This window comes from Nonomuraea sp. NPDC049695 (genome assembly GCF_040674955.1).
GTDB lineage: Bacteria > Actinomycetota > Actinomycetes > Streptosporangiales > Streptosporangiaceae > Nonomuraea > Nonomuraea helvata.
In genome coordinates this window covers 106,180-119,038 of sequence record NZ_JBFANV010000004.1, presented here as the reverse complement: position 1 = coordinate 119,038, position 12,859 = coordinate 106,180, and the positions used below count along the sequence as shown (strand labels likewise).

The window sequence follows — 12,859 nt, the reverse complement described above, 5'->3', positions numbered from 1 at the left end:
AACCAGCACCGAGAAAGGCCGCAGTCATGTACCCGCCACCCCCCGCTCACGGCTACCCGCCACCACCGCCCCCGCCGTTACGCCCGGTCCGCGGACTCGCGATCTTCGCAGTGGTGATGCTCGTCTGCTACTCGCTCGTGGGCGTCATCGCCGCGGTCATCGATCTCTGGTACGCGGACCTCATCGACCGCATCATGGCCGACGTCGACTCCGTGCCGGAATCGGAGATCAACGCGGGCGACCTCGTCTACGGGCTCTCCGGCATCCTGGAGACCGGCGTGTACGTCGGCGCGATCGTCGCGTTCCTGATCTGGCTCTTCAGGGTCAGGGCGAACGCCGAGATCCTCGCGCCCCACGGGCACCGGAACGCCAAACCCTGGCTGGTCTTCGGCTGGATAATCCCGATCATCTCGTTCTGGATCCCGAAGCAGATCGTGAACGACATCTGGGACGCCTCGCGCCGTACTCCGTCCCGCTCCAGGGGCCTCTTCAACGCCTGGTGGGCGGCCTGGCTGGTCGGCAGTTGGGTCTCCAACGTAGGAGCGCGCCTGCTGTTCAGGGCCGACGAGCCGGAGCAGGTCGCCGCGGCGGCCAGTTTCGACGTGGTGTGCATCGGGCTGATGCTCGGGGCGGCCGTGCTCGCGATCCTCGTCATCCAGCGCATCACCGGCGCCCAGGAAGAGCACCGCTCGGCGGCCTTCGCACCCGGCCTTCCCGGGGCATATCCGGCCTACTAGCCGTACTCGGCCAGGAGGCCGTCCAGCGGCAGGATCGCGCCCCGGGACATGGCCGCTCCGGCCGCCTCCTGACCCAGGGCGGTCTCCACCACGGCCGTGATCCGGTCGACGTCGGCTCGCTCGGCCTTCGGCAGCGGCGCACCCACCGACGCCCGGAGCTCCGCCGCCCGCCCCAGCAGCCGTCCCGCCTCCTCGTGCCGCCCGCTCAGGGCCCGCGCGCCCGCCAGTCCCTCCAGCGCCAGCGCGATGGCCCGCGGGTCGCCGACCTTGCGGGCCACCACCAACCCGCGCAGCTGCAGCTCCAGCGCTCCGGCCGCGTCGCCCCGCAGCTCGGCGGTGAACCCCAGCTCGGCCAGGATCAGCGCGGCGCCGGGCTCACCGGCCACGTCCATGACCCAGTCCAGCCACTTGCGCAGCAGCGACTCGGCCTCGTCGAGACGGCCGCGCCGCCGCGCCACCAGCGCGAGACCGAGCTCGGCGAACTCCTCGGCGGGCCGGTTCGACTGCGCCACCGCCAGCCGCCTGGCCCGCTCGTGGTAGTCGTCGGCCGCCGCGTAGTCGCCCGTCAGCAGGGCGATCCGGCCCAGCCGCGACAGCGCGTCGGACACCGAGCTCCACAACCCGAGCTCCTCCGCCATGCGCAGGCCCTCCCTGCGCAGCTCGGCGGCCCGTTCGTAGTCTCCGGTGATCTCGGCGAGCGTGCCGAGGTTCTCCGCGGCCCGCATCTCGCCCCACCGGTCGCCGACCTCCCTGAACAGCGCCAGGCCCCGCTCCCCGTCGCGCCGCAGCGCGTCCAGGTCGCCCCGCATGGCGGCGTACCTGGCCAGTACGCTCAGCGCCGCGGCCGTGCCCCAGGCGTCGCCCAGCTCGCGGAAGCCCTCCAGCGCGCTCCGCAGCAGGTCCACGCTCGCCGACAGGTCGTCGTAGCCGAACAGCGCGTACCCGGTGAACCACCGCGCTCTGGCCCTGGCGAGCGGGTCGGCGATGGCCTCGAACACGGCGGCGTCCGGCATGCTGGGCCGCCCCGCCAGCATCCGCAGCCCGGCCAGCCACACCTCGGTCTCCGCGGAGCCCCCGGCGAGGGCCTGGGCGCTCTCCAGTGCCCGACGGCCCTCGCCCAGCTTGCCGCGCAGCACCCAGTACCAGGCCATCGCGTTGACCAGCCGCACCGCCTCGCCGGCCGCGCCCAGCCGCACCGCCGTCTCCAGCGCCAGCCTCAGGTTGGCGCCCTCCGCGTCCAGCAGCGCGAGCGTGAGCCGCTGTTCATGGCCTCTCAGGCGGGGCTCCGCCCGCTCGGCCAGCGCGGTGTAGTAACGGACGTGCCGCAGCGCGATCTGGTCGTCCTCGCCCGCCTCGCGCAGCCGTTCCTGGCAGTAGGCCGCCACCGACTCCAGCAGCCGGAAACGGGGCCCGGCCGCCCGCACCACCAGCGACCGGTCCACCAGCCTGGCCAGCGTGTCGAGCACGTCCACGCCCGGCTCGGCGCACACCTCCTCGGCCGCCTCCAGCGTGCAGCCGTCGGCGTGTACGGCCAGGCGCCGCAGCACGACCTGCTCGGCGTCACCCAGCAGCTCCCAGCTCCAGTCGATCATCGCCCGCAACGTCCGCTGCCTGGCCGGGGCGCCGCGCACTCCTGAGGTGAGCACCTGGAACCGGTCGTCGAGGCGCTCGGCGAGCTGGCGCGGGGTCAGCACCCGCATCCTCGTGGCGGCCAGCTCAAGGGCCAGGGGGATGCCGTCCAGCCGCTCGCAGATCTCCGCCACGTCGGCATCGGGTTCGATGCCCGCCCGCGCCGTGAACAGCTCCACCGCGGGCTCCCGCCCGAGCGGCGGCACCTTCACCAGAGTCTCGCCCTCGATCCGCAGAGCCTCCTGGCTGGTGGCGAGGACGCGCAGCCCGGGGGCCGCCCGCAGCAGCCTGCTTCCCAGCGCCGCCACCTGCTCCACCACGTGCTCGCAGTTGTCCAGCACGAGCAGCGTCCGCTTGGCCGCCAGCGCGGCGGGCAGCCGCTCCAGCATGGACTCCGGCACGTCATCACGCAGGCCGAGCACGTCCGCGATCAGCTCGGCGACCCCGGCCACCGGTGCCCCGGCACCGAGCGAGGCCAGCTCGACCAGCCACACCTCGCCGTCGAACCCCTCCGCGGACTCCAGGCCGGCCGCGGCCGCCAGCGCCAGCCGCGTCTTGCCGACTCCTCCCGGCCCGGTGAGCGTGACGAGCCGGCCGGCACGCAGGAGCGAGCGGACCTCGGCCACCGCCTCGTCCCGGCCCACCAGGCTCGTCAGGGGCGCGGGCAGGTTGGTGCGGGGGAGCGCGGGCGCCTCCAGGACCGGGTCCTGTCGCAGGATCGCCTGGTGCAGGGTCGCCAGCTCGGGTCCGGGATCGAGGCCCAGCTCCTCGGAGAGCCGCCGCCGCAACTCCCCGTAGCCGGCCAGCGCCTCACTCTGCCGCCCGGCCCGGTAGAGGGCCCGCAGGTGTACGGCACGGAGCCGTTCACGCAGGGGGTGCCGGGCCACCAGGTCGGACAGCTCGGCCGCGAGCAGGGCGTGCTCGCCCAGCCCGAGCCGCGCCTCGGCCAGTTCCTCGAGCGCCACCAGCCGCTGCTCCTCCAGCCGCGCCACAGCGGCCAGGGCGAACTGCTCGCCGGCGAACTCCGCGTACGCGTCCCCGCGCCACAGCCCGAGCGCCTCGCGCAGCAGCGCGGCCCGCGCCCCCGGCTCGGTGGCCCGCTGCGCGCGTCCGACCAGTGACTCGAACAGCCCGGCGTCCACCGACGACGGCTCCACCCGCAGCACGTACCCGGGCACCCGGTGAGCGACCAGCCCACCCAGCGCCCTGCGCAGCTGCGACACCTTGACCCGCAGAGCGGCGGGCGCGTTCGCGGGGGGACGGTCGCCCCAGAGGTCCTCGATCAGCCGGTCCGCGGAGACGGGACGGCCGGCGTGGATCAGCAGGTCGGCGAGGAGCGCCCGGACCTTGGCCTCCGGCACCTTGACCGGCTCCCCGTCCGCGTTCCACACCGCGAGCGGGCCCAGCACCCCGAACCGCATCCCACCCCCATAACCGATCCCGAACCAGACCATAACCGTGCACCTGCAGGGTGAACGCATCACTCCTGAGCAGAAGGAACACCGAAATGTCAGAGAATATCTCCGTGCTGGGCCTCGGTCTCATGGGCTCCGCGCTCGCGGCGAGCCTCATCGAGGCCGGCCACCGTGTCACCGTGTGGAACCGCTCGCCCGCCAAGGCCGACCCCCTGGTCGCCAAGGGCGCGAGCCGCGCCGCCACCCCCGCGGAGGCCGTCGAGGCGAGCCCTCTGGTGATCGTCTGCCTGCTCGACTACCCCTCCGTCCACGAGGTGCTGAAGGACGTTCCGCTGGAGGGCCGCGTCGTCGCCAACCTCACCACCGGCCGCCCCGCCGAGGCCCGTGAGACGGCGGCCTGGGTGGCCGAGCGCGGCGGCGACTACCTGGACGGCGGCATCATGGCCGTGCCCCAGATGATCGCCACACCTGGCGCGCTCATCCTCTACAGCGGCTCGCAGCCGGCTTTCGACCGTTACGAGCAGGCGTTCACGGCCATGGCCGCGCCCCGGTACGTCGGCACGGACGCGGGCATGGCCCCGCTGCTCGACCTGGCCATGCTGACCGGCATGTACGGCCAGATCGCCGGTTTCCTGGAGGCCGCCGCGCTGGTCACCTCCGCGAAGTACCCGTTGACGGACTTCACCACGGACCTGCTGGTCCCGTGGCTCAACGCGATGGCGGCACAGCAGCCCCGATGGGCCGAGGCCATCGAGGCGGGCGACCACAGGACCGAGGTGTCCAACCTGGAGGTCAACCGGGCGGGCATGGAGAACCTGGTCCGCGCCTTCCAGGAGCAGGGCGTCAAGCCGGACCTGCTGCTGCCCATGAAGACCGTCATCGACCGGCGCGTGGCCAGGGGGCTCGCCCACGAGGGGCTGTCGGGCCTGGTCGAAGAGCTCTAGCGGGGCCGGAAGGCGGCCAGGGGGATCGAGATCCAGGTGGGCCGGTTGCGGGCCTCGTACACGACCTCGTACACGGCCTTGGAGAGCTCGAAGGCCCGCAGCAGCGCCGCGTCCCCTCGTGTGATCGCTCCGCCGCCTTCCAGGTATCCCTCGAGGAACGCGGCGCGGTTCCGGTCGGCCCACTCCGCGGCCCGGGGCTCCAGGCGTTCGGCCTCCGAGTGGCCGGCCAGCAGGTGCCTGGCCGCGTAGTCGAACGAGCGCAGCATCCCGGCCACGTCACGCAGCGGCGAGTACAGTGCCCTGCGCTCGGCCAGCGGCTGTCCCGGCTCGCCCTCGAAGTCCAGCACCACCCAGTCCGTCGGCGTGCGCATGACCTGGCCCAGGTGGTAGTCGCCGTGAATCCGCTGCACGGGGATCACGTGGGTGAGCAGGTCCACCTGGTGGTAGGCGTCCTCGATAGCGCTCACATGCGGGCGCAGCTCGGGCACCTCCGCCACCGCCCGGCCCAGCTTGCGCCTGAAGGTCTCGGCCATCCGCTTGACCTCGTGCGACTCGATGACGTCCGTGGGGAAGGCCTCGGCCAGCTCGTGGTGCACCCGGGCGGTGGCGACCCCGAGACGCTGCGACTCGGCCGCGAAGTCCCCGCCCGCATCGCCCGCCGGCAGCTCGGGCAGCGACGCGTACAGGTCGCGCACGCTGGTCAGGGCGAGGTCCCAGCCGTCGTTCGCGTTGCACAGGTACTCCTGCATGATCGCGAGCGTGGTGTCCGTGCCGTCGAGGTCCGTCTCGATCCACCCGTACGGCTGCGCGATGTGCGGCGCGTTCCTGGCGGCCAGCGCGGTGATGATCTCCAGCTCCGGGTTGACGCCGGGGATGAGGCGGCGGAAGAGCTTGCAGATGTACAGGTCCCCGTACACGAGCGAGGTGTTGGACTGCTCGGCCCCCAGCACCAGGCTGCGCTGGTCGGTGTCGATCGTGATGTCGGGCACGTGGCGCATGCGCAGGCCGTTGTCGGTCTCGTCGCGGGCCATGCCGTCGAGGAGCCGGCTCGTGCAGTCGGGGTCGTGTACGGCGTCGTACACGTAGACGTCGCCCAGCATGCCGATGAGCGCGTGGGTCAGGCGGTCGGGGAGCTCGGTGCGCTCCCCGAGGAGGATCTGGTAGCGGTCGCGCGAGCCCTCCTGCCACACGGCCACGACCAGGTGTCGCAGCCCGGGCGCCAGCTCGACGTCCGATTCGATCGACAAGTCGTCGATCGGGCGCCCCTTGCCGCCGAACCAACGTTGGCGTCCGATCCATGCGGCAAGGAGCTCATCAAGCACGTCCTACTCCTCCTGGGTGATCGCCGGCGGGAGAGTGAACCAATAGAACCCATGCCCAGGAAGCGTCAAAAGATACGGAAGTTCGCCAATTGCCGGGAATGGGACCCCTCCCATGGTCTCCACAGGCGAAACCCCGACGAATCTCCGCAGGTCAAGCTCGACCGGCTGCGGGAAGCGTGACAGATTGTTCACGCAGAGCATCCGGTCGTCCCCCAGCTCCCTGACGAACGCGAGCACGCTCGGGTTGGAGGAGTTGAGCTCTGCGTAACCGCCCACGCCGAAGACGGGGTGGCGCTTGCGGATCTCGATCATGCGTCTGGTCCAGTGCAGCAGCGAGCCGGCGTTCTTCTGCTGGGCCTCGACGTTGATGCCCTGGTAGCCGTAGATCGGGTCCATGATGACCGGCAGGTAGAGCCGGCCGGGGTCGCAGTCGGAGAAGCCCGCGTTGCGGTCGGGGTCCCACTGCATGGGCGTGCGCACGCCGTCGCGGTCGCCGAGCCAGATGTTGTCGCCCATGCCGATCTCGTCGCCGTAGTAGAGCACGGGGGAGCCGGGCAGCGACAGGAGCAGCGCGGTGAACAGCTCGATCTGGTTGCGGTCGTTCTCCAGCAGTGGGGCCAGGCGGCGGCGGATGCCGACGTTCGCCCGCATGCGGGGGTCCTTGGCGTACTCGGTGTACATGTAGTCGCGTTCCTCGTCGGTGACCATCTCGAGCGTCAGCTCGTCGTGGTTGCGGAGGAAGATTCCCCACTGACAGTGTTCCGGAATTTTCGGCGTTTGCGCCATGATTTCGGAGATGGGGTAGCGCGACTCCCGCCGTACGGCCATGAAGATGCGGGGCATCAGCGGGAAATGGAAGGCCATGTGGCATTCGTCCCCGCCGCCCACCGGGTCGCCGAAGTACTCCACCACGTCCGTCGGCCACTGGTTGGCCTCGGCGAGCAGCACCCGGTCGGGGTAGATCCGGTCCACCTCGGCCCTGACCCGCTTGAGGTACTCGTGGGTCCTCGGCAGGTTCTCGCAGTTGGTGCCCTCCTCCTCGAAGAGGTACGGCACCGCGTCCAGCCGGAACCCGTCGATGCCCAGGTCCAGCCAGAAGCGCAGGACCTCCAGCATGGCCTCCTGCACGTCCGGGTTCTCGTAGTTGAGGTCCGGCTGGTGGTGGAAGAAGCGGTGCCAGTAGTACTGGCCACGCACCGGATCGTAGGTCCAGTTGGACGTCTCGGTGTCGATGAAGATGATCCGGGCGTCCTGGTACTTCTCGTCGGTGTCGGACCACACGTAGAAGTCGCCGAACGGCCCCTCCGGGTCGTGCCGGGACGCCTGGAACCATGGGTGGGCGTCGCTGGTGTGGTTCATGACGAGGTCGGCTATGACGCGCATGCCGCGTTTGTGTGCCTCGTCGACGAGCTTCACGAAGTCCCCCAAATCCCCGAAGTCGGGCAGGATCTTCGTGAAGTCCGCGATGTCGTAACCGCCGTCACGCAGCGGCGACTCGTACAGCGGCAACAGCCACAGGCAGTCGACACCCAGCCACTGCAGGTAGTCGAGCTTGCTGATGAGCCCTTTGATGTCGCCGGTGCCGTCGCCGTTGGAGTCGGCGAAGCCCCGGATCAGGACCTCGTAGAAAACCGCGCGCTTGTACCAGTAGGGGTCGCGCGGCTTTTCCTCGTCGAAGGTGTTGGGAATGGGTGTGGTGGAGCTCATGAGCCACCCCACGAGGGGCTCATGACGGAGGCGCTTTCACACACGTTGAAGACTCCCCGCTGAATTCAGTTCTACCGTGGCGCGGCTCGGACGGTGAGAATATGGGCAGGCTGGATGTGTGGGTCGAGGCGTACGTAGTTGCTCTGCCGCCAGCGATAGGACTCGCCGGAGAGCTCGTCGTCGACGACGAACTCTGCGTTCCAGTCCAGTCCGAGTGCTGGTAGGTCAAGGTCAACAGTCGCCTCATGGGTGTGGTGCGGATCCAGGTTGATGACCGCCAGAACCACGTCGCCCAGACCGTGCCTGCGAGTGGCCGGGTCATAGGCGCCGGGAAGTCGCTTCGAGAAGCAGACGATGTCCCCTTGGTCGACCCTGTGGAACCGTAGATTACGCAATTCCTGTAGTGCGGGATGAGCTCTTCGGAACAAATTCAGGTGGGTGATGAAGGGCGCAAGACTCCACCCTTCACGTTCGGCCGTAACCCAATCACGAGGTTTGTACTGATATTTCTCGCTATCTAGGTATTCCTCGCTTCCTGGGCGTACCGGAATGTTCTCGATGAGCTCGTACCCCGAGTAGACCCCCCACGTGGGGGAGGCCAGCGCGGCCAGCACCGCCCTGATCTTGAACCCGGGCACGCCGCCGTGTTGCAGGAACTCGTGCAGGATGTCGGGCGTGTTCACGAACAGGTTCGGCCGCAGGTAGGCGGAGGTCTCCTGGGCCAGCTCCGTGAGGTACGTCTCCACCTCGACCTTCGTGTTCCGCCACGTGAAGTACGTGTACGACTGGTGGAAGCCCACCTTGGCCAGCGAACGGAGCATCGGCGGCCGGGTGAACGCCTCGGCCAGGAAGATCACGTCCGGGTCGGTCGTGTGGATGTCGGCCAGCAGCCGCTCCCAGAACCCGACCGGCTTCGTGTGCGGGTTGTCCACCCTGAAGATCCGCACGCCGTGGTCCATCCAGTGCCGCAGCACCCGCCTGACCTCGGCGTAGATGCCCTCGGGATCCTTGTCGAAGTTGATCGGGTAGATGTCCTGGTACTTCTTCGGCGGGTTCTCGGCGTACGCGATGGAGCCGTCCGCCCTGATCGTGAACCACTCGGGGTGCTCCTTGACCCACGGGTGGTCGGGCGAGCACTGGAGCGCGAAGTCGAGCGCGATCTCCATGCCCAGCTCCTTGGCGCGGCCCACGAACTCGTCGAAGTCCTCGAGGGTGCCAAGATCGGGGTGTACGGCGTCGTGGCCGCCGTCCTCGGAGCCGATGGCCCAGGGCGAGCCAGGCTCATCAGGCTCGGGGCTGAGCGTGTTGTTGCGGCCCTTGCGGAACTGCGTGCCGATCGGGTGGATGGGCGGCAGGTAGACGACGTCGAAGCCCATCTTGGCGATGGCCGGGAGCCGCTTGGCAGCAGTCTGGAAATTTCCGGACTTGGAAATGCCCAGCTCGTTGACGACCGAGCCTTCCGACCTGGGGAAGAACTCGTACCACGAGCCGTACAGCGCCCTGCGCCGGTCCACCCTGACCTTGTGGGACTTGGACCTGGTCACCAGCTCCCGGAACGGGTGCGAGTCCAGCAGCGCGGCCGTCTCCGGCAGCTGCGCGATCGAGAGCCGGGCCCTGGGGTCCAGCTCCTCGTCACGCAGCGTGGCGGAGACGGAGAGCAGGGCGGCCCGGTGCCCGCAGGCGCTGTCGCCGTTGCCGTTCTGGCCCTTGGCGCCGTTCCCGTTCTGCGTCTTGGGGCCGTTCCTGGGCGGGCTGTTGGAGCCGTTCTTGGACTGGCCGTTCGGGCAGTCGGCCGCCCGTACGGCCTTGGCGGCCCGCTCGAACAGCCGGGCGCCTTCCTCGCACATGAGGTCGACGTCCATGCCACGCGGGATCTTGATCTCGGCATCGTGCAGCCACGTGCTGATCGGGTCGCTCCACGCCTCAACGCGGAACAGCCAGTCACCCTCGGCGGGCAGGCACACGTCCACGCCCCAGCGGTCGGTGCCGGGGGCGAGCTCGCGCATTCGTCTCAGACGCCCGCGCTGGCCGTCGGGCGAGGTGAACACCACGCCCGCGGCCACGGCGTCATGGCCCTCTCTGAACACGGTCGCGGAGACCTGGAAGGTCTCGCCGGCGACCGCCTTGGCGGGCCACTGCCCGCAGTCGACGACGGGGGAGATGTCCGTGATGGGAATTCGTCCGATCATCGCATTCAAGGGTTTGCGGCGGCGCGCTCGGTGCCGCCGGAGGCTTTCCGTGTCGATGCAGCTCGGGTGGGCCGCTGGTCGCGTCCCGCCATAGGAACGATCCTTGCATGTAAATTGTGGACAGCAGTGGATAGACCTCCCGAGTGTGCCCGCGGGACAGCCAACAATGAGGAAAGTTGCCCCAAACGTCCGCCTTCATGCCTTGTCCCGGAAGGGGTTTGAACGGTCTTGATGAGGGTGAAGGACTCAGAGGTCCCTCCTAGCCCGTAGGGTGCAGAAACGTGAGAGCTATCCGCCGGTTTACCGTCCGCACCGTCCTGCCCGCGGAGCTGGCCGCCCTCGGCGAGCTCGTGCACAACCTCCGTTGGTCCTGGCATCCGGAGACTACGGACCTCTTCTCGGAGGTCGATGCCGAGCTCTGGGAGCAGGTTGGGCACGATCCCGTGGCCCTGCTCGGCGCCGTCAGTCCCGCCAGGCTGAGCGAGCTCGCCTCCGACCGCCGCTTCCTGCGACGCCTCGCCGACGCAGCCGATGACCTGCGCGAATACATGACATCGCCGCGCTGGTACCAGACGCTGCCCGACGCGGCGCGCGCCATCGCGTACTTCTCGCCGGAGTACGGCATCGCCGCCGCGCTGCCGCAGTACTCGGGCGGCCTGGGCATCCTCGCGGGAGACCACCTCAAAGCGGCCAGCGACCTGGGCGTGCCGATCCTCGCGGTCGGCCTGCTCTACCGCCACGGCTACTTCACGCAGTCGCTGTCGCCCGAGGGCTGGCAGCTGGAGCACTATCCGTCGCTCGACGCGGGCGGCCTGCCGCTCAGCCTGCTGAAGGAGGCCGAGGGCGAGCCCGTCAAGGTCCGCATCGCCCTGCCCGACGAGCGCGAGCTGCACGCCCAGGTGTGGGTGGCCCAGGTGGGCCGGGTGCCGCTGCTGCTGCTCGACTCCGACGTGGCCGAGAACGACACCGCCGCCCGCGACGTCACCGACCGCCTCTACGGCGGCGGCACCGACCACCGGCTCATGCAGGAACTGCTGCTGGGCGTGGGCGGCGTACGCGCGATCAGGGCGTACTGCAGGATCACCGGGCACGCCGAGCCCGAGGTGTTCCACACGAACGAGGGGCACGCCGGATTCCTCGGCCTCGAGCGCATACGCGAGCTGACCGAGGCGCGGCTCTCGTTCGACGAGGCGCTGGAGGCCGTGCGCGCGGGCACGGTGTTCACCACGCACACGCCCGTCCCCGCGGGCATCGACAGGTTCCCCGTGGACATGATCGAGCGTCACTTCGGCGGCTCGAACGCCTGGCCGACCGTGCCCGTCGAGCGGATCCTGGCGCTGGGCGCCGAGGCCGATCCCGGCCGGTTCAACATGGCGGTCATGGGCATGCGGCTGGCGCAGCGCGTCAACGGCGTGTCCGAGCTGCACGGCAAGGTCAGCCGGGAGATGTTCAAGGATCTCTGGCCGGGCTTCGACCGCGACGAGGTGCCGATCGGCTCGATCACCAACGGCGTGCACGCCCCCACCTGGGTCGGCCGCGAGCTCATGGAGCTGGCCGTGCGTGAGGTGCCCTCGCTGCTGGAGCGGGCCCGCGGCTGGGAGGGCATCCAGAAGATCTCCGACGCCGACATCTGGCAGATCAGGAGCACGCTGCGCAAGCGGCTGGTCGAGGGCGCCCGGGTGCGCCTGCGCAGGTCGTGGCGCGAGCGAGGCGCGTCCGACGCCGAGCTCGGCTGGATCGACGACGCGCTCGACCCCGACGTGCTGACCATCGGCTTCGCCCGGCGGGTGCCGTCGTACAAGCGGCTCACGCTGATGCTGCGCGATCCCAAGCGACTGACCGAGCTGCTGCTCGACCCCGACAGGCCCGTGCAGATCGTGATCGCCGGCAAGGCGCACCCCGCGGACGAGGGCGGGAAGAAGCTGATCCAGCAGATCGTCAAGTTCGCCGATCATCCGACCGTCCGCCACCGCATCGTCTTCCTGCCCGACTACGACATGGCGCTCGGTCAGCTCATGACCCAGGGCTGCGACGTCTGGCTGAACAACCCGCTGCGCCCGCTCGAGGCGTCCGGGACGTCGGGGATGAAGTCCGCGCTGAACGGCGGGCTCAACCTGTCGATCCGCGACGGCTGGTGGGACGAGTGGTACGACGGCACCAATGGCTGGGCGATCCCGACCGCCGACGGCGTGACGGATCCGGACCGGCGGGACGAGCTGGAGGCCGCCGCCCTGTACGACCTGATCGAGCACGAGGTGTCCGACCGGTTCTACGACCGCGCCTTCGACGGGCAGCCGCGGCGCTGGATGGAGATGGTCAAGCACACCCTCACCTCCTTGGGGCCGAAGGTGCTGGCCGGCCGGATGCTGCGGGACTACGTGGTCGATCTCTACAGCCCGGCCGCCGCCTCCGCCCGCGCGCTGTCGGCCGAGTCGCACGCGCCGGCCAAGGCGTTCGCGGCCTGGAAGGTCCGGGTCGCCCAGGCCTGGCCGGGGGTGCGCGTCGAGCACGTCGAAGCCTCGGGCGTGGGGGACACGCCGGAGGTGGGCGCCTCCGTCGAGCTGCGCGCCACGGTCGCGCTCGGTGAGCTGGAGCCCGGCGACGTGCTGGTCGAGGTGGCCTACGGCAAGGTCGGGCCGCACGACGAGCTGGTGCGTCCCGCGTACGCGAAGCTCGCCGTCGTGTCGACGGACGACGACGGGCGGGCTCACTACACGGGCGAGGTCCCGCTTGACCGTACGGGAGCGTTCGGATACACCGTGCGGGCCGTGCCGTACCACCCGCTCATGGAAACCCCCGCAGAATTGGGACTTATCGCCGTGCCGGAGGAGCCTGTGGGCATGACGAACGGCACATTGCGTTAAACGCGGGGCAGGGGCGACGGCACATTGCGGTAAACGGACGGCATAATCAGGA

The 12,859-nt window shown here is 69.9% G+C and carries 7 protein-coding genes; 3 read left to right on the top strand and 4 right to left on the bottom strand.

What is annotated here, in order from left to right; genetic code table 11:
* The first annotated feature begins 26 nt into the window (after nt 1–26).
* Nucleotides 27–737 carry a DUF4328 domain-containing protein gene (locus AB0J64_RS05385; RefSeq protein ID WP_364021009.1) on the top strand — a complete coding sequence of 237 codons (711 nt, stop codon included), beginning with the start codon at nt 27–29 and terminating at the stop codon, nt 735–737.
* Here AB0J64_RS05385 and AB0J64_RS05380 read toward each other — a convergent pair.
* Complete coding sequence (locus AB0J64_RS05380; protein ID WP_364021006.1) at nt 734–3,820, bottom strand: BTAD domain-containing putative transcriptional regulator; 3,087 nt, start codon at nt 3,818–3,820, stop codon at nt 734–736. The genes AB0J64_RS05385 and AB0J64_RS05380 overlap by 4 nt on opposite strands.
* A 53-nt stretch (nt 3,821–3,873) precedes the next feature.
* Between AB0J64_RS05380 and AB0J64_RS05375 the strand changes: the two genes are divergently transcribed.
* On the top strand, nt 3,874–4,725 hold the full coding sequence (locus AB0J64_RS05375; protein ID WP_364021003.1) for an NAD(P)-binding domain-containing protein: 852 nt from the start codon (nt 3,874–3,876) through the stop codon (nt 4,723–4,725).
* Here the strand turns inward: AB0J64_RS05375 and AB0J64_RS05370 are convergent.
* The 3 genes from AB0J64_RS05370 to AB0J64_RS05360 form a co-directional block, all read right to left on the bottom strand.
* Entirely contained in the window at nt 4,722–6,047 is a 1,326-nt protein-coding gene (locus AB0J64_RS05370; protein WP_364021000.1) for an aminoglycoside phosphotransferase, read from the bottom strand. The two genes, AB0J64_RS05375 and AB0J64_RS05370, sit on opposite strands and share 4 nt — an antisense overlap.
* Nucleotides 6,048–6,050: 3 nt before the next feature.
* Nucleotides 6,051–7,754 (bottom strand): maltose alpha-D-glucosyltransferase, encoded by a 1,704-nt coding sequence (treS, locus tag AB0J64_RS05365; protein WP_364020997.1) that lies wholly within the window; start codon nt 7,752–7,754, stop codon nt 6,051–6,053.
* 71 nt (nt 7,755–7,825) lie between these two features.
* A complete protein-coding gene (locus tag AB0J64_RS05360; RefSeq protein WP_364020994.1) occupies nt 7,826–9,943 on the bottom strand; it encodes an alpha-1,4-glucan--maltose-1-phosphate maltosyltransferase in 2,118 nt (705 codons plus the stop codon).
* 281 nt (nt 9,944–10,224) lie between these two features.
* On the opposite strand from AB0J64_RS05360, the gene glgP reads away from it, so the two are divergent.
* The gene (gene glgP / locus AB0J64_RS05355) at nt 10,225–12,807 is read left to right on the top strand and encodes an alpha-glucan family phosphorylase (RefSeq protein WP_364020991.1); all 2,583 of its coding nucleotides are present in this window, start codon (nt 10,225–10,227) and stop codon (nt 12,805–12,807) included.
* The last annotated feature ends 52 nt before the right edge of the window (nt 12,808–12,859 follow it).